The sequence below is a fragment of the Salinibacillus kushneri genome (genome assembly GCF_900111405.1).
In the GTDB taxonomy this organism is placed as follows: domain Bacteria; phylum Bacillota; class Bacilli; order Bacillales; family Alkalibacillaceae; genus Salinibacillus; species Salinibacillus kushneri.
In genome coordinates this window covers 267,926-285,973 of sequence record NZ_FOHJ01000003.1, presented here as the reverse complement: position 1 = coordinate 285,973, position 18,048 = coordinate 267,926, and the positions used below count along the sequence as shown (strand labels likewise).

The 18,048-nt window shown below is 40.2% G+C and carries 14 protein-coding genes; 3 read left to right on the top strand and 11 right to left on the bottom strand.

Features of this window, described 5'->3' with window-relative positions:
* Positions 1-5 precede the first annotated feature (5 nt).
* From BMX63_RS06060 to BMX63_RS17970, 7 genes are all read right to left on the bottom strand, one after another.
* Positions 6-1,184: a saccharopine dehydrogenase family protein gene (locus tag BMX63_RS06060; RefSeq protein WP_093132994.1), complete on the bottom strand. Its 1,179-nt coding sequence runs from the start codon at positions 1,182-1,184 to the stop codon at positions 6-8.
* 40 nt (positions 1,185-1,224) lie between these two features.
* A complete protein-coding gene (locus BMX63_RS06055; protein WP_093132992.1) occupies positions 1,225-2,727 on the bottom strand; it encodes an aldehyde dehydrogenase family protein in 1,503 nt (500 codons plus the stop codon).
* 23 nt (positions 2,728-2,750) lie between these two features.
* Entirely contained in the window at positions 2,751-4,418 is a 1,668-nt protein-coding gene (locus BMX63_RS06050) for a thiamine pyrophosphate-dependent enzyme (protein ID WP_425441458.1), read from the bottom strand.
* 2 nt (positions 4,419-4,420) lie between these two features.
* The gene (locus tag BMX63_RS06045) at positions 4,421-5,593 is read right to left on the bottom strand and encodes an aminotransferase class I/II-fold pyridoxal phosphate-dependent enzyme (protein WP_093132990.1); all 1,173 of its coding nucleotides are present in this window, start codon (positions 5,591-5,593) and stop codon (positions 4,421-4,423) included.
* A gap of 94 nt (positions 5,594-5,687) precedes the next feature.
* Entirely contained in the window at positions 5,688-7,271 is a 1,584-nt protein-coding gene (locus BMX63_RS06040) for a Na+/H+ antiporter NhaC family protein (protein ID WP_093132988.1), read from the bottom strand.
* Between the two features lie 463 nt (positions 7,272-7,734).
* The gene (locus BMX63_RS06035) at positions 7,735-9,138 is read right to left on the bottom strand and encodes a Na+/H+ antiporter NhaC family protein (protein WP_093132986.1); all 1,404 of its coding nucleotides are present in this window, start codon (positions 9,136-9,138) and stop codon (positions 7,735-7,737) included.
* Positions 9,139-9,327: 189 nt separating this feature from the next.
* Entirely contained in the window at positions 9,328-9,477 is a 150-nt protein-coding gene (locus BMX63_RS17970) for a hypothetical protein (protein ID WP_177167206.1), read from the bottom strand.
* 319 nt (positions 9,478-9,796) lie between these two features.
* Here BMX63_RS17970 and BMX63_RS06030 point away from each other — a divergent pair, with 319 nt between their 5' ends.
* From BMX63_RS06030 to BMX63_RS06020, 3 genes are all read left to right on the top strand, one after another.
* On the top strand, positions 9,797-11,917 hold the full coding sequence (locus BMX63_RS06030) for a M6 family metallopeptidase (RefSeq protein ID WP_093132984.1): 2,121 nt from the start codon (positions 9,797-9,799) through the stop codon (positions 11,915-11,917).
* Positions 11,918-12,021: 104 nt separating this feature from the next.
* Positions 12,022-12,891 carry a fructosamine kinase family protein gene (locus BMX63_RS06025; protein ID WP_093132982.1) on the top strand — a complete coding sequence of 290 codons (870 nt, stop codon included), beginning with the start codon at positions 12,022-12,024 and terminating at the stop codon, positions 12,889-12,891.
* Positions 12,892-12,952: 61 nt separating this feature from the next.
* Positions 12,953-14,308, top strand: a complete 1,356-nt coding sequence (locus BMX63_RS06020) for a YjiH family protein (protein ID WP_093132980.1) — start codon at positions 12,953-12,955, stop codon at positions 14,306-14,308.
* A gap of 183 nt (positions 14,309-14,491) precedes the next feature.
* Here BMX63_RS06020 and BMX63_RS06015 read toward each other — a convergent pair whose 3' ends face one another.
* The 4 genes from BMX63_RS06015 to BMX63_RS06000 all read right to left on the bottom strand — a co-directional run bounded on the left by BMX63_RS06015 (position 14,492) and on the right by BMX63_RS06000 (position 18,023).
* Complete coding sequence (locus BMX63_RS06015) at positions 14,492-15,772, bottom strand: aminopeptidase (protein ID WP_245732735.1); 1,281 nt, start codon at positions 15,770-15,772, stop codon at positions 14,492-14,494.
* A 150-nt stretch (positions 15,773-15,922) separates the two neighbouring features.
* Entirely contained in the window at positions 15,923-16,372 is a 450-nt protein-coding gene (locus BMX63_RS06010) for an OsmC family protein (protein ID WP_093132976.1), read from the bottom strand.
* 56 nt (positions 16,373-16,428) lie between these two features.
* Positions 16,429-16,803, bottom strand: coding sequence for a DUF488 domain-containing protein (locus BMX63_RS06005; RefSeq protein WP_093132974.1), 375 nt, complete (start codon positions 16,801-16,803; stop codon positions 16,429-16,431).
* Between the two features lie 116 nt (positions 16,804-16,919).
* Entirely contained in the window at positions 16,920-18,023 is a 1,104-nt protein-coding gene (locus tag BMX63_RS06000) for a PRK06851 family protein (protein ID WP_093132972.1), read from the bottom strand.
* Between the last annotated feature and the right edge of the window lie 25 nt (positions 18,024-18,048).

Sequence of the window (18,048 nt, the reverse complement as noted above, 5' to 3'; positions counted from 1 at the left end):
TTTCATTAGTGGTTTTTTTCTACTTTGGAGGGGTTTGGTCTTACCGTCTCATGAATATTCACATTCCGCTTCGCCATTTCTTCCATGTATATGTGTCCAGGTACTATTTTTTCCGGTGGATAGACTCCTCTTTTCGTAATGGTCCGACTGCCAATCATTTGTGCTACTACTGAAATCGTATTGGCCGTAGCTCTCGCCATAGCAGTGACTTGATTGGCCCGGTCTTTAAACGTTGTCATTTCATATTGATAAAGCACTTGTTTTCCATCCTTCTGACCACCAACTATAACCCGTAGAAGAACAGCATCATCCTTATCTTTTAAATCGACAATCGGATCAAGTACTTTTAACAACACCTCTCTTGGATGGAACTTTTTCCCGTTTATATCAACATCATAGTCATTTCTCGTTAAATTTAAATCAACAAGGAGCTTGAATTTTTCAGCGTGACCAGGGTATCTTATCGTTTTATATTCCAACGTATCCAGGTGTGGATAGGATTGAGGCAATGTTGAGGTCCCTCCAGATGTATGGAACGCCTCTAATGGTCCAAATTTATCAAAGTGTATTCGTTCTCTCTCGCTTAAAGCAGGCACTTCCTGCATCTGTCCCTGACGAATAATTAGCGCTTTATCTGTATAATGATCCATTAATCCTTCCATGGAAAATACATGATTATATTCAAGGGGTGGCTCTGGACGAACCGGAATACCGCCCACAAATATGCGAATGGATTCAGGTTCATCAAGCTTGCTGACTCCGTGACCTGACAGAATATTAATCATACCAGGGGCCACGCCTAAATCCGGAATAATCGTCACACCTGCTGCTTGTGCATCCTCCTTTAAGCGAAGCACCTGGTCGGTTATATGGCCAATGTGACCACCTAGATCCACACTATGAACACCAACCTCAATAGCTGTTTTAGCAACAACCTCATTAAAGCTGTAAAACAAGGCGTTAATAATGACATCAAATCTTCTCATAAAAGCTTTTAATTCTTCCTGATTACTGGCATCTACCTGATAGGATTGTAGTTTTTTAGATTGTAATTGCTCACAAACCTGAGTAGCACGCTCCTGATCGACATCTGCAAGACCCACATAATCAACACCGGCACTATGAACGAGGTCCCTGGCAGCCTCCTTGCCCATTAATCCAGCCCCTAGTACACCTATTTTCATAGAATGACCTCCTTTTGTATTTCTATTATGAATCAGCTGCTTATTCGGTATCAATTTGTGCCCGCTGCAGTTTACCGCTGTAATCGACATAAACGGCCTTCCACTCGGTAAAGACATCGAGGGCAGCTACACCTGAATCACGATGGCCATTTCCTGTTCCCTTCGTTCCGCCAAACGGAAGATGAATTTCAGCCCCTGTTGTACCAGCGTTCACATAAACAATACCTGTATCCAGGTCACGCTGGGCTGCAAACACACGATTGGCATTTTGAGTAAAAATTGAACTGGACAGTCCAAATTCCACCTGATTATTTACTGCTATTGCTTCCTCAAAGCTTTTTACAGGAATCAAGGAAACAACAGGACCGAAAATCTCTTCCTGGCTAATCCGCATATTCAGAGCTGCATCGGTAAATAAGGTTGGGGCAAAGTAATGACCATCTTTATATTGCTCCCTTTCCAGCACATAGCCTCCTTTAATAAGTTTAGCCCCTTCCTTCTGACCAATTTGAATATACCGTCTAATTTTTTCTAACCCTTGAGCATTAATGATAGGACCAACCTTGACGGACTCATCCAGCCCATCACCTATGGTCAGATTTTCCATTTCCTCAATTAAACGTTTCTCTAATTGATGTTTTACCCTTTCATGAACAATGACTCGGCTGCAGGCTGTACACCTTTGACCACTTGTACCAAAGGCACTCCATAATATCCCTTCAACAGCGAGATCTATATCTGCATCATCCAATACAATAACCGCATTTTTACCGCCCATCTCTAAGGACACTTTCTTAAGCTTTTGGCCACACCTGCTGGCAATGTTACGCCCAATATCATTCGAGCCTGTAAAGGAGATTACCCGTATATCATCGTGATCGACCATAGCTTCTCCTACTTCAGAACCTGTACCAAAGACCACATTGAGAACCCCACTTGGTAAGCCTGCTTCTTCAAAAATTTTGGCTAATTCAAACGCCATTAAAGGGGTTTCGGTTGCTGGCTTCCAAATAACTGCATTTCCTGCTACAATCGCCGGGAATGACTTCCATGTGGCAATGGCAATCGGGAAGTTCCATGGAGTAATAATCCCCACAACCCCAACAGGTGCACGAACACTCATGGCGAATTTATCCCCTAATTCTGAGGGTGTCGTATGCCCAAATAAACGGCGTCCTTCTCCTGCCATGTAAAAGGCCATATCAATACCTTCCTGGACTTCACCTCGTGCTTCTTCAAGCACTTTCCCATTTTCCATAGTTAAAATCGTCGACAGCTTTTCCTTCCGTTCTTTCATGAGCTGACCAACACGAAATAAAATCTCGGCTCGCCTTGGAGCAGGGATTAATGCCCATTTTTTCTGTGCAGCACGAGCGCTTTGGACCGCTTCGTCTACATCCTTCTTTGTAGATAAAGGTACTTGTGCAATCGCCTTCCCGTTAGCGGGATTGATTACGTCACGATAGGTTTTACTGTCATCCGCTTTCCATATTCCTTCTATAAAATTTTTTAGTTTCTCATCCTGGATTACCGGTTGTGTCATAAAATCCTCCTCCTTTTTATTCGTTATGAATCGAATGATTGCTGACGAATACTCTGAATGGTTTTTCCCACCGAAATATACTCAGGCTCACACTTAATATCGATGACCACGGGCTTCATTAAGTCAAATGCCTTAGACAAGGCTGTTTGAAACGCTAAACCGTCCTTTACCTCTATACCCTGAGCTCCCATTGATTTGGCTATTCCAGCAAAATTGACATCTGTTAATGACGTACCCATCACTCTCTCAGGATGATGGATTTCCTGATGCATGCGTATGGTTCCGTACATCTGATTGTTAAAGACCAATGCAATAATCGGAATTTGGTACCGTACCGCCGTTTCAATCTCCTGCATGGTCATCATAAATCCTCCGTCTCCTGAAAGTGAGATCACGGTTCGGTCTGGATGGGCCAGCTTAGCCCCTAAGGCTGCAGGCATACCATACCCCATGGCTCCTGATGTTGGTCCAATATAAGTATTTTTTTGTTGAAAGGGGTAATAAGCATGGAGCCAGCCGGCAAAATTGCCAGCATCATTAGTTATGATGACATCCTTAGGTGCATTTTTTATAAGGGTGGAAAATACCTGATGATAAATCGTCTGGTTACCAGATTGGTTAATTTGTGAAATCCGTTCATAGGCTTGGCGACGCTCATTCCCCCACTCTTCCCAAGTCCCATTCACCTTTATAGAATGGAGACTGTTTAAGGCCTCCTTCACATCGGCTACAACAGCTATTTCCGGTGCAAAAACCTTTCCAAGAATCGCTTCATCCATATCGATGTGTATCAGACGTTGATGAGGCTGCGGATAAACATAATTTTGCGTCGTCACTTCTGATAATCTTGATCCCAGAACAAGGAGGACATCGGCTTCTTGCAACGTCTTTTTGATTTCCGGGTGTGTACCAAGCCCCAAATGTCCCATAAATAATTTATGCTGATGGGGAAATACATCATGTCTTCGAAAAGAAGTCACTACTGGTAATCTCGCATATTCGACAAAAGATAAGAGAAGATTCTCTGCCTCACCATTTTTCACCCCTCCACCAGCAATGACAAGCGGTCGTTTGGCCCCCTTTAAAGCCCTCTCTATTTCTTTAAGCTCGTCATCAGCTGGCTTCGGCTTCGGTTTTACTACTTTTGGACCAAAGCTCATCTCAGCCGATTCTTTTAGCACATCCTCTGGTAATGAGATTATAACGGGGCCAGGTCTTCCTGTTTGGGCTACTCGAAAAGCACGCTGTACGATCTCCGGCACCCGTTTTGCGTCGTTAATCTCTACCGCCCATTTCGCTGTTTCGCTAAACATCCCCTCAAGACCTACTTCCTGAAATCCTTCCCGCTTCCGGACATCCCTTGCCACTTGACCGATGAATACAACCATAGGGGTGGAATCCTGATAGGCTGTATGCACACCGATTGATAAATTGGATGCCCCTACTCCTCTCGTTGCCATCACAACACCAGGCTTACCTGTTGCCTTTGCATGACCCTCTGCCATGAAGGATGCACCCCCTTCATGTCTGGTTGAATACAAGTCAATATCCGACTCGTAAATGGCATTTAATAAAGGAAGATAGCTCTCTCCAGGTACACAAAAAACGTTAGTAATCTCCTCTATCTTTAAACACCTAATAATTCCCTCAGCCCCAGTTAATAGTTGCGGGGAGGCATTCACGTAATCCACTTCTACCCACCTCCCATTTGTAATTGCTTAATCCTTGCTACGGCCTCATCTAAACGTTCATTCGGTACGGATAAAGAAACTCGGAAATACCCTTCACCAGCAGGTCCAAACGCAATACCCGGTGTTACGATGACCCCCAATTCAGTTAATAGACGATCAGCAAACGCCATCGAGGAATAGCCACGAGGAACAGGTGACCAAATAAAAAAGGTTCCAAGAGGTTTTGAAGCATGAATACCAATCAAACGTAGTGCTTCTAGCAGTTTGTTTCTTCTTTTTTGATAAATGGCGTTATGATTTGAAACAACAGACAAATCACTGTTTAAGGCGGTTGCTGCTGCTATTTGAATGGGTAAAAATTGACTCGTATCCACATTGCTTTTATATGTGGATAAAGCTTTTATCAAATCTTGATTGCCGACTACGTAACCAATACGCCAGCCTGTCATATTAAAACTCTTGGACAAAGAGCCAAATTCAACAGCGTATTCCTTCGCTTCGGAAATCTGTAATATACTTGGCGCTTGATAGCCCTCAAAGGTAGTTAGGCCGTAAGCTGCGTCATGTGCAATGGGGATTTGATTCTGTTCCGCGAATGTAATCGCTTTCATAAATGTTTTTTCGTTAGCTGTTGCTGCTGTAGGATTACTCGGGTAATTGAGGAGCATTAGTTTAACTTCTCTTACGCCTTCTTCTGATAGTCTTGCAAACTCAGGTTCATAGTTTTCCTCAGCTAGTAAATTTAAATTCTCTATTTTCCCACCAGCAAGATGCACTGCAGAACGGTAAACAGGATATCCTGGATTAGGTACTAACACTTTCTCACCAGGGTTAATGACAGCAGAAATGAAATGAGCAATCCCTTCTTTTGAACCGATTAATGGAAGGACTTCCCGGTCAGGATCAAGCATAACTCCATACTGCTTTTGATAAAAATGGGCAACCGCCTGCCGAAAATCCTCGCTGCCAGCATAAGGGGAATAGCGATGATTTTCAGGCTTTTGAACCTCCCTGACTAAACAATCAATAATAAACTTGGGTGTTGGTAAGTCCGGTGCGCCTATTCCTAAATCAATGATGTCCATTCCTTCATTCTCCAGCTGTTTTTTCTTTTTTTGAATTTGAGAAAATAAATAGGGAGGTAATGTTTTGAGTTTTTCCGAGACATATTCCATGCTTCTTCCTCCTTCCCCTTCAAATATATGACAACAGAAAATGTAATATGAATGGCTAAAACGGTGAATATCAGCACCTGTACCATGTCAGCTGTCAGTCCACAGCAGCCTCCTCATTAACTGTAACATCCTTAGGCTTTTGCAGAAAGAAATAAAAGACAAGCAGGCTGATAGCGACCATACCTAGCCCCATCCATGTGTTGTTGGTTAAACCAAAAATAATGTAGCCAATCACCGTAATAACTGCCGCTGTCAGCGCATATGGAAGCTGGGTAAGCACGTGATCAATGTGATGACAGCTTGAACCTGTAGCCGATAGAATAGTAGTGTCGGAAATCGGTGAGCAATGATCACCAAAAACAGATCCTGCTAAAACAGCAGCGAGCATTGGTAAAAGGAGAGTAATATCCGTGGCAGAAGCAATTTGGCCGGCAATAGGCAGTAAAATTCCAAAAGATCCCCATGAAGTTCCTGTTGAAAAGGCAATAAAGCCTGCAATAACAAAAAGGATTCCTGGTAAAAAGGCTGCGTTTAATTGAGCCCCTTCCACTAGTCCTGCTAAATATGTGCCTGTGCCTAACTGATCAATCAACGTCACAATCGACCAGGCCAAAATCAAAATAAGGATACTTGAAAGCATTGATTTTGTACCCTCTTTTAATCCCAGCCAATAATGAGCACGATTCAATTCCCTGTGTCTTGATTGTTGCACGAAGAAAAGAACAAACGTGACAATCAATCCACTTGCACCACCAATGATAAGCGATAAAGTAACATCTGCATTTCCGAAGATATTTATGAGCGACAAAGCCTCTTCTGTTGCTCTGTACCCTGTCCAGACCATCGCTCCTACAGTCGCAACGAACAAAATAAATATCGGCAACATTAAATCACGAACTCTTCCCTTCTCACTTGAGGGGAGCTTACTATCCGTATCGATTTGGTCTTTAAATTCCGGATTTATGACTTCTCCAAATTGAACGGCTCGTTCTTCGTGTCTTCTCATTGGACCAAAATCGGCTTTACGCAGTGCAATAATCAATACGACACCTAAAGCAGCCCATACATATAAATTCATCGGAATCATTTGCATAAATGCACTGAAAGCACTGATTTCCGTCAATCCCTCTGCGGCTAAAACCGTACCTAAAATTCCAATAATATATGCTCCCCAGCTGGAAACAGGTGAAACAACACAAACAGGTGCTGCAGTTGAGTCAATAATATAGGAAAGCTTAGCACGGGAAATGTTGTGCCGATCTGCCATTGGGCGGGAAACCTGCCCAACCGTTAAACTATTAAAATAGTCATCAATAAAGATAATAACCCCAAAAATCATCGTCATAATTTGTGCGCCAACCCTTGTCTTCACACGACGAATCATCCAGGCACCGAACGCCTGTGAACCTCCCATCATATTCACAAAAGCGGTTAAAATACCCAACATTAAAATAAAAAGTAAAATGTAAACGTTCCACGTATTTAAGGATCCACCATCCACAAATACCCCTTTAAATGATTCCCAAATTACTGCCAATGTTCCTAAGAAGTCAAAGTTTGCCAGGATAATTCCAGCTGAAAGAATCCCAATTCCCAGTGAAAGTAAGACTTTTCTCGTCAATAACACCATTACAATGGCAATAATCGGAGGTATCAGGGAAAAAACCGTTTCCTCCATCATTCATCCCTCCAAATTTTTACTTTACGAAATGTAAAAAACCTCATCAACGAAAATATCCACCCCTTTAAGATTATATTTTCAAATTATTCTAACTATTCTATATATTAATGGGCTAATCCTGCTTACTTGGAAAAATTCATGGTAAAATTATTGCAGATAGAGGAAAAATATGCAGTTTACCTAAGACTGGTTTCACAATATTTGTTGCCATTTCACGCCGCTGTTCCAATACCCTACACTTTCCACAGGTGGAGCGATAAGCTCCCCTTGCTGTCGCATTGTGGGGGCTCACCTATACCTTCCCCCGCAAGACAAGGAAAGCTTTCATGACTTTACATTGCATAAGAAAAATGTGCTAACATTTTTTTATGAGGAGTCTACACATTTCCTCCGCTAAAATGAGTTCATTGTTGTTCTCCTGAGTTAATCGTTTTGTCCAAAACTTCTTCCAGATCGATATTTACAGATTAAATACAAACGGAACGACAAAAAATAAAACGGCTGCAACACCCGCGGCAATTAAGGCTGGCTTTAATTTAAATTTGGCATACTGCATTGGATTTAAGTCCAATATTCCTGAAGTCGTATTGGTGTCATCACTTAAGGGGGAGGCAAAGGCACCGAATGTCCCACTGGCAAAAACAGCTCCAATAACAAAGGCTAAATCCGTACCCGACACCTGGGCAAGTGATACTCCTACAGGCATTAATATTCCCCATGTCCCCCATGAGGATCCAATAAAATAAGAAAGGCCACAGCCTACAACAAATAGGAGTCCCCCAACAAGGGAGGGCGGAATCCAAGATAAGGAGGAGGATACAATATCAGCAAAGTTCAATGCTTCAGATCCAACACTTAACGCCCAGACTAGCGTAAGTAAGACAATAACATTCATCATATCGTTTCCGCCATCAATGAAATTTTGCATTATCGTCTTTATTTTAAAATCCTTTAATAAAAGAAGAAACAGCCATACAATGGTAAATAACAAACCTAACACCATTGCATCAAGGACATTGGCCTCCAATAAGACCTCAAGCCCCCTCGATCCACTTTCTATTCCAAGCATGTACATAAAAAAGAACGTAGAAAAAATGATACTGATTAACGGCAAAATAAGATTCAAAGGCTTCGCTGGAAGGTCTTTTGCTACTGCCGGATGACAATCAACCCAATCGTCATGCTGGCTCTTGTCTTCATTCACTTCAACCGGCTTTTCTGTATTGTGAAAAAAAGCAAAATAAACACCAGTCGCAAGCATCGCAAATGCAAAAAAGTTAAACGGAATACTATTTAAAAATAAACTATATGCATCCTCCTGTATATCAGACGAATGAATAGAGAGTTCAATTACCGAGGTCATATATCCGACAAAGGCTGTTGCTACCGGGATTAATACTATTAAAGGGGAAGCTGTCGTTTCAATGATGAATCCCAGTTCCTTCTTGGTCATCTTCATTTTCTTGCGCATCGCCTTCATCACCGGAGCAATGGTGACAATACGAAAGCTCGGGGCACTAAAGGTACCCAGGGCAGATGCCCATGTCATGAAAATCGCACTTTTTTTCCCTTTTACTATATTAGAGGCTGTCTTTACAAAACCCTTAATGCCACCGGACATCTTCATCACGCCAACTAATGCTGAAAAAAGATATAAAAAGATAATGATTTTCAAATTATTTGGATCGGTTAGACTTTCAATTACAAATTTAAGAGTCTCTGTTAACCCATTTAACCAATGGGGCTCCGAAAGATAACCTGCTGTTAACACACCTAAAAACAAGCTCGGAACCACTTGTTTTGTCCAAATCGCAAATATAATCACAACTATAAAAGGCAAAACCGCTAACCATTCCATACTCATTTTCCTTTCTATAGCAAAACATCGTCCCTTGTTAGGTTATGAGTTTATCATTCAGTTATACAAAGAATGTGTAACGAAAGGCTTTAGGAGGAAATAACCATCTTGTGCGTGTGATACAAAACCATTTCGACACTAACTTAAAAAGCAAAAAAAGGCACCTTGCATTTAAACAAGGTGCACCGTAAAATTCTAATTTACTTGATACTTATCATCATCATTTTCCTTCAAGTGCTTTAAAAACACCCAAAAAAGGAAATCCTTTTCTTGCTGCTTAAGTTCGCGATTTAACTCCCTCTCGAACTCTTCAACAAGAAAACGGAAATTGATTATGGTATTCATGCTCCTCCCCCTTACAAAAATACCCATCTTCTTCCATTATACTATGTTTTTTCCTATTTGTTGATAAAAATATTCATAATATTTGTGATTTAGTTTAGAAACATTTGGTTTTTCTGTCCGTCTTTTTCGAAAACAGTTCATTTTTCTTATATTTTGTTGACAGAAGGAGTCTTTTTACCTATTTATATGGTTTCTTCATTCGAAACGCGTCGTGAAGATAGGATGATTTTACCATTCAAAATGTTTAGAAAATTTGAAATGATAGAATATGTAATAGTTTTAATATTTTTACAATAATAGATTAATAGGAGGAAACTGGATGAAGAAAAAATTTGTATCTTTATTATCCATTGGGGCACTTATGCTCGGATTAGTTGCGCCAACTGCATCAGCAAAAACCACATCTGATTCAAAAGTGGCATCTAAGTATCAGAATTTTGATACGGAAAAGTATACGGATCGAGTTGATGTGGATGGACACTTAAAAAGGCTTGACAATGATGAAGAGTTCCAAAAAGAGGCAAAAGAGAAAATTAAAGAAAATGCCGAAGATGTTCATTTTAATGAGGACGAATCTGAACAAGAAGAAAGCTCCTCAGATAGTAACTTCACTTATAATGGTGGTACAAAACAATTTTTAGATTATGAGCTTGGTTTTAAAGAATTTACCCTTAGAAGTGAAGGTGAACATGTTGAAATTTGGGTAGCTAACGACCTTTCTTTCCCGGATGACCGCCCTGATCATGTGGTTACACAAGAACAAGTAGACAAGCTTCGGGATGAATTTGATAATAATATTTATCCAACTGATACCGAATTTTTCGGCACTCCTGACAGTCATGATGGTACCAATGCAGCTCTTGAAGATATGGGAGTTGTTCCAGAAGGTTATTACGAAGGTGAGGGCGACAAAGTGATTATGCTTGTCGACAACGTAAAGGATGAAAACTACTACGATCCTACTTATCCTTTCTTCGTAGCCGGATTTTATTGGGGAACACTCGAAACGTATATAGACCGTAACATCATCACCATTGATACCAACAATTGGGAGGAACGTCTGGAAGGCACCTTCTATGGTACGACCATCCATGAAATGCAGCACCTCATTCACGATGATAATGATGGGGATGAAACAACCTGGGTAAACGAAGGAATGTCAACCTTCGCTGAATTCCTTGGTGGTTATGGTTTAGATACGGGATCGATTAACTTCTTACTCGATCATCCGGAAAACTCCTTAACAGCCTGGGATGAGTGGTATAGTGCAGACACTGGTCCAGAAACGATTGCTGACTATGCACTCGTTCAGTTATGGAACCTTTATAACTATGAGCAATTTGGACAGGAATTTATTCGTGAAGTTGCCACGAACCCTACGAACAGTATCGACAGCTATAACGAAGCCCTTGAAAACAATGGTATTAATATGGACTTCCAGGATGTTTATAAACGCTTCTCATCAGCTTTATTACTCGATGACGATAAGCGTAAAGGCGGAATTTACGGCTTTGAAAATATAGATTTAAGAGATATTCCTGTGGATGGACAGGAGGAACCACGTGGGAAAACCGTGGATCTTGAAGCTGCAAAAACTTATGAAAAAGAAGGGGTCCCTGCCTGGGGAGGAGACTACAAGAAACTGGACTTTGACCAAAAAATTGATACCATTGAATTTTCTGGTCAGGACTTTTTTGAAACCAAATGGCAAACAGTTCAGGACCCACTAGGCTCTGATAATCAGGTTTATTGGGGTAATGAAGGCGATGAAGCCGACAACAACATGATTTTCGAAGCTGATTTAAGTAATGTATCTGAAGCCACCTTAACCTTTGATAATTATATCGACATTGAAGAACAATGGGATTTCGGAGTGGTTCAGGTTTCTACTGATGATGGACAAACATGGACCTCCCTGGAAAATGGAAATACCCGCTCTGACGTAGTAGAAGAAGGTTATCCTAAAATAAAAGAAAATGTACCGGGATTCACTGGCACATATGAGAACTGGCAGACAGAAACCTTTGACCTAAGTGAATACGCAGGTGAAGAGATTCTTTTATCTTTCCGTTATCTAACAGATTGGGGCACGAATAATACAGGCTGGTACGTAGATAATATTGAAATTCCTGAAATCGGACTTTCCTATGATGGTTCCAGTCTGGAAGGTGTACAATCCATGAGTGAGGTTCGACAGGATTATGTTGAATACGGTGTAAGCTTTATTAATAAAAAGGAAAACGGGAATTACAAGGTAATCCACGTAGATCCTTTCAATGTAACAGAAGAAAATGCACTTAAGCTTCGTCAGCTGTTTAAAAAAGGAGAAAACTACATGCATACGTATTATGCTGCTCCACAAGACATATTAGACTCTGTAGAATTTGAATATGAAGTGAAGTTTAAGAAAAATAACGGAAAGAAGAATAAAAATAAGTAAATATTTCGAAAAGGGTATCTTTTAAAGGTACCCTTTTTCTTTTGCCATAACATTGCTAGAATAAAAAAAGACCTTATATGGTTTAACGATGAGGAGGAATTTTTATGAAAGACTTCTTCAAAAAAATTCTCAAACAACATCATCAACCTACTTCGATTCGAACCATACACCCGGTTTCGGGTGGCTCAATAAATGATGCTTACTATGTTGAAACGGATGAACGTGCATTTTTTATTAAAACAAATACAAATATCCCATCACACTTTTTTCAAGTTGAAGCAACCGGCTTACAACTCATTGAAGAGTCTAATACGATTGATGTACCTCATGTATATGGTTACAATCACCCTGACTCAAATGAAACGGGGTATTTAATTTTAGATTGGATTGAAGGGAATGCCCTCTCTAAAACCAATGAACAACTCGGACATTCTTTAGCCAAAATGCATCGCTCAGAAGGAGAAAAATATGGTCTTAATCAGGATACCTTTATTGGTGCCTTGACCCAGCCTAATGAAGAATATAACGATTGGCTAACCTACTATCGGAATCATCGTTTATGGCCTCAATATGAACAAGGCTTACAAAAGGGAAGAATGCCCGGCTCCAGAAGGAAGAAAATGGAGGCCTTACTTGAACAGTTAGACAGATGGGTTCCTGCAAGCCCTGCCCCCTCTCTGTTACACGGTGATTTGTGGGGCGGAAACTGGATTACAGGACCTCAAGGCAGACCATATTTAATTGATCCATCTGTTTTATATGGAGACCATTTGTTTGAAATAGCTTTTACTGAAGTGTTTGGCGGCTTTTCACCTGAATTTTATCGGGCTTATAATGAACGATTTCCTCTACCTGAGTACTATGAGGATGTAAAACCACTATATCAGCTTTACTATTTACTCGTACACTTGAATTTATTTGGAGAAGGTTACGGAGGAAGTGTGGATAGAATTTTAAACCGGTACATCGGATAAACTATAATGATTATCTATATTTTTCCATTGGGATTTTTATGTAGAAAGGTCTGTTTGTGCAATGAAACGTTATTTTTTAATTGATCACCTTAAATTTATCGTCCCTTCTTTACTGGGAATCTTCCTGTTTATGATTCCTTTTTCCTATAAAGGCCAGATCACCATCCCTATTGCGATATTTGCCAACTGGTTACAAGCGTTAATTGGCGATTATTTAACGGCAATTATGACTATTATTATAACCTTAACAGCCATTTTCACCCTGTTGTATAAGTGGATATTAAGAAAAAATCCGAACGCTTTATCCTTTTCCCCCTTTTTCATTGGATTATTTCATGTAACAACATTTTGGACGATTGTACGTATTTTAGGGGCTATTCTCGCCATTTTAACCTACTTTCAAGTAGGTCCAGAAGCCATTTATTCAGAAGATACAGGTGGCATGTTATTAGGGGACTTACTCCATATTTTATTTTCTGTATTTTTATTTGCGGGCCTGCTTCTCCCATTGCTATTAAACTTTGGTTTACTTGAACTGTTTGGGACACTTTTACAGAAAGTGATGCGCCCGTTATTTACATTGCCGGGGCGTTCTTCTATTGACAACCTCGCATCCTGGCTAGGTGATGGAACAATCGGTGTATTACTTACAAGCAAACAATATGAGCAGGGGTATTATACAAAAAGAGAAGCAGCCGTAATTGGGACGACTTTTTCTGTTGTATCCATTACCTTCTGTATCGTTGTGATTGAGCAGGTTAATTTAGAACATTTGTTTATTCCCTTTTACTTAACAGTTTTAGCTGCCGGACTGGTGGCTGGAATTATTATGCCACGTATCCCGCCTTTATCCCGTTTTCCAAATCAATACCATAATGGAGATAGGCAAAAACGTGAAAATGATGAGATAGAAAAAGGCCAATCCAGATGGCGCTACGGCTATGAGCAGGCATTGGCGAAGGCATCAAAAAGTAAAGGAATAACCCATTACTTAAAAGAGGGCAGCCAAAATGTGCTTGATATGTGGATGGGCGTGGCTCCTATTGTGATGACGTTTGGTACGTTTGCCCTGGTCTTAGCAAATTATACTCCTTTCTTCACCTGGCTTGGTTATCCATTCATTCCATTGCTGGAACTCATGCAGCTACCTGAAGCAAAGGCAGCATCAGAAACACTTTTAATTGGGTTTGCTGACATGTTTTTGCCAGCCATTTTAATTGAATCGGTTAATAGTGAATTAACTCGATTTGTCATAGCGTGTTTATCGGTTTCCCAGCTTATTTACATGTCAGAGGTTGGTGGTCTGATATTAGGATCAAAAATCCCTGTTCGTTTTACACATTTAATTGTGATTTTCCTTCTCCGTACAGTGATTTCACTACCGATTATCATCCTGATTGGTCATTTCATTTTTTAATCCGAATCGTGACGCCGTTTGCCGATCCAAACACAAGAGATTTGCCTGCGGGAGGAAGATATAGGTAAGCCTCCCCCGTGCAACAGCACGAGGAGGCTCACTGGCTGCCCTCGGAAAGGGAAGGATATTTCCGGAGCGTTATTTCATCATCCATAATTTCTATTTTGTCTTTAGCCTCTTCTATTATCCTAAATCAATTGCCCATTCTCCACTGCGGAAAATTGGTTCTATATTTCCATCCTGCGTTTCAGCGTCAATGTCTAATTCAGCTGAGCCAATCATAAAATCCTCGTGGGTAATACTGGTGTTGACTCCATGCTGTTTCAGCTCTTCCTGGGACATAGCAGCTCCACCTTCGAGATTGGTTGGGTAGGCTTCTCCTAAAGCAATATGACAGGATGCATTTTCATCAAACAACGTGTTAAAGAAAACATGGCCTGATTGGGAAATAGGTGATGAATGAGGTACCAAAGCAACTTCACCTAAATATTTCGATCCTTCATCAGTATCTAATAATTGCTCTAATACATCCTGACCAGCTTCCGCCTTATAATCCACGACTTTTCCATCCTTAAAAGTGAGGCTGAAGTTTTCAATTAAATGACCATTATAGTTTAACGGCTTCGTACTTGTAACGGTTCCGTTTACCCCTTCTCTGTAAGGCATTGTGAAAACTTCCTCTGTTGGAATATTAGGATTAAATACTGCACCTGTTTCGGCAACCGCTGATCCACCATGCCAGATATGGTTTTTTGGGAGTTCAATGGTTAAATCGGTTCCAGGTGCTTTATAAATCAGCTTTTTATATTGCTTTTCATTTAAAACTTCTCTAGCTCGACGTAAAGTTTCATTATGTTGATTCCATGCTTCAATCGGATCCTCATGATTAACACGTGTAATCCGAAAAATTTGCTCCCAAAGCTTTTCCGTACCCTTTTCAACACTTTCATCCGGATAAACCTTTTTTACCCAGCCATTTGTCGGGATTGCAACGATAGACCATTGAATACGATCGTTCATCATGTAATCACGGTATACGCTTAAAGCTTGTCCAGCTGCTTTGTTTGCTGCAGCCGGTTTCTTAGGATCAATTCCTTTAAGAAGCTCAGGATTTGGAGCATAAATCTGTAAAATGGCTCCCCCATTTTTCACATGACTGGTCATTTTTTGTACACGCCAATCTGGAAAATCTTCAAGCACTCGCATGGGTTCGTTTTCATAGCTTAATTTCGTTAATACTTCATCATTCCATTGAACTTGTACATTTTCTGCACCAGCCGAATAGGCTTCTTCCACAACATAATGAACAAAATCAGCCCCTTCGATTGGAGCATTAATTATCAGAGCTTGCTCTTTTTGAATATTTACTCCTGTATGGATTGCAAGCTTTGCATATTTTCTCAATAGCTCTTCTGTTGGTTTCATTAATTTTTTCTCTCCTTCACCTTTATTCTTGTTTTTCATCCCCAGCTGCCATTCGATTGGGTTATCCACATCATTCTATAGGTACTGCTAAATTTTCTGTCATTAAAACATTATAAATCCTGGCCACAATAACCCTTCCATCCAGGCATAAACACCTGCTTATCTTTTTAAAACAGGATAAGTTACTGCTTAGTCCCGAATAGTTAACGTAGGATCCAGTTCAAGTTCCACATTCCCTTTAATTGCTTTTGATATCATACAGTTCGTTTCAGCCTTTTCAGCCAGCTTTTTAAGCAATTTTAAATCTTTATCTGTGGCATGGGATTGCAGGCTTATATTGGGTTTATGGATAATCTTTTTATATGTAAATATGCCATTTGATACATCGACCATTCCCTCTGAATCTAATTCCATTTTATCTAAGGGCAGGTTTGCGCGTTCAATCATCGCTCCTAAAGTAATGATGTAGCAGGTGGCTGCAGCACCCAACAGCATTTCATCCGGGTTTGTTCCCACTCCAGGACCGTCCATTTCAGGCGGAATCGAGATTTTTGTCTTTAAATTACCTGCATCAATTTCCCCTACATTATTTCTACCCCCAGGCCAATCTGCCTTTAATTTAAAAGTATGTTCTGCCATTGTAGTACACTCCTTTTCTAAAATCTTTCAACAAGCATTTCAAGAATAAAAAATCGTTATGGGAAAGGGTTTTCTCCATTCTGTTCCAAGTACTCCTTTAAAACATTTACATGATTATAAACGGGGTCTTTTGCTGCGTAAAGTAACGTAATCGTTTTATTCATTGCCAGGTCTCGTACATAATCGACTGCCTGTATTTTTTCAGAATGGGTTGCTAACTCTTGTCGATATGCTTCTGAGAATTCCTTAAATTTATCGGGATCATGTTGAAACCACTTACGCAGTTCAGTACTTGGTGTTATATCTTTCAACCACTCATCTAACTGTGCCCTCTGTTTTGAAATACCTCTAGGCCATACCCGATCAACTAATATCCTTGTCCCATCACTTTCTAATGCCTCTTCATAAATACGCTTTGTTTGAATCGACATGCTAACCCTTCTTTTCTTTTCCTATAATCTTAGTATATTTATTAATGTTTCATTATGTAAAGAAATATCCATCAAGGGGAACACCCCCATTGATGGATATTTCTTCATGAAAAACTCTATATTGCCATTAGACGTTCTTTCCAGGCTACTATCTCCTGTTCCAGTTCGGCTTGCTTTTGTTCAACTATTGAAAAATCAACAGCATCAATATAAAAAGATTCTAATTGATTTCTTAAATGATTGCTTTCCTTTAATTTTGCTGTTGCCTGCTTCATTTTCTCTTTATACCGATTTGACAGCGTCTTGATTTCTTCTTCATATTTCTCATCTGTACCCGATTGTATGACTTCCTCATACATATCTACGATTTCATCTCCTTCTCTTGAAGGAAAATGCTCATGAGGACTTGTGCTGTCAAAAATAGCAACCCCCAGTTCACGGAAAATCAACATATCTAAGCTTTCTGGATCAAATCCACAGTGATAGACTTCAACTTCCAAGCCTCTATTTTCGCCCTCTATAGCCAGCTTTTTTAACATAGTTGATTTACCGGTCCCTGGACGTCCTTTTATGAACAATCGTTTTGGAATGTCATCCGTTAAATTTTGAATAAAATCCTTGGGCCCCTCCGGAGTAGCTGAACCAAGAAAGCGGTGGAGACTGGCACCTTTCTTATGAAGGGTTTTATCGCCAAAAATGGTTTGCTTCAATCGATTGGTTAGTTGTCTGGCCTTCTCTGGACTTAAATGTTCAATATAAATTTTTTCCCATTCATCATGTATATCTAGAGCTTCAGCAAATAATTTATAAGCCTTGTCATAGCAAGCCTTAATCTGATTCTTCACTTGAAAGATAGGTTCTTTATACATTCGTAATTGTTCTGAATCCCATGCCTCACCTAGGTTAACATATTCCTCAATGACACCTGGATATTTGGGTTCAATGACATGAGGAGCTGTACCATCGACAATACCAATTTTTAAATCAGGAATTATAACGCCATCAATCGACCCATAATCCGCGGAACAATGGATATATTCAATATTATCGTCAGATTTCCAGGATTCGCCTATTTTCTTCATTAAAGTGGATTTACCAGTACCTGGACCCCCTTTGAGAATAAAGATACGGTCTAATCGCTTTAATGTTTCTTCAAATAAATCATAAAACCCTTTGGCCGTATTACCACCTGCATAATAGTTATATACATGCTTACCCAAAAAATCACCTCTTTATGATTTTGGC

What these genes read in the sequence shown, in the direction of transcription:
- BMX63_RS06010 (WP_093132976.1), bottom strand. Translation starts at nt 16,372, where the DNA reads ATGGCAGAACATACTTTTAAATTAAAGGCAGATTGGCCTGGGGGTAGA.
- BMX63_RS06040 (WP_093132988.1), bottom strand. Translation starts at nt 7,271, where the DNA reads ATGGAGGAAACGGTTTTTTCCCTGATACCTCCGATTATTGCCATTGTA.
- BMX63_RS06060 (WP_093132994.1), bottom strand. Translation starts at nt 1,184, where the DNA reads ATGAAAATAGGTGTACTAGGGGCTGGATTAATGGGCAAGGAGGCTGCC.
- BMX63_RS06015 (WP_245732735.1), bottom strand. Translation starts at nt 15,772, where the DNA reads ATGAAAAACAAGAATAAAGGTGAAGGAGAGAAAAAATTAATGAAACCA.
- BMX63_RS06020 (WP_093132980.1), top strand. Translation starts at nt 12,953, where the DNA reads ATGAAACGTTATTTTTTAATTGATCACCTTAAATTTATCGTCCCTTCT.
- BMX63_RS06030 (WP_093132984.1), top strand. Translation starts at nt 9,797, where the DNA reads ATGAAGAAAAAATTTGTATCTTTATTATCCATTGGGGCACTTATGCTC.
- BMX63_RS06035 (WP_093132986.1), bottom strand. Translation starts at nt 9,138, where the DNA reads ATGAGTATGGAATGGTTAGCGGTTTTGCCTTTTATAGTTGTGATTATA.
- BMX63_RS06045 (WP_093132990.1), bottom strand. Translation starts at nt 5,593, where the DNA reads ATGGAATATGTCTCGGAAAAACTCAAAACATTACCTCCCTATTTATTT.
- BMX63_RS06005 (WP_093132974.1), bottom strand. Translation starts at nt 16,803, where the DNA reads ATGTCGATTCAAACAAAGCGTATTTATGAAGAGGCATTAGAAAGTGAT.
- BMX63_RS06025 (WP_093132982.1), top strand. Translation starts at nt 12,022, where the DNA reads ATGAAAGACTTCTTCAAAAAAATTCTCAAACAACATCATCAACCTACT.
- BMX63_RS17970 (WP_177167206.1), bottom strand. Translation starts at nt 9,477, where the DNA reads ATGAATACCATAATCAATTTCCGTTTTCTTGTTGAAGAGTTCGAGAGG.
- BMX63_RS06055 (WP_093132992.1), bottom strand. Translation starts at nt 2,727, where the DNA reads ATGACACAACCGGTAATCCAGGATGAGAAACTAAAAAATTTTATAGAA.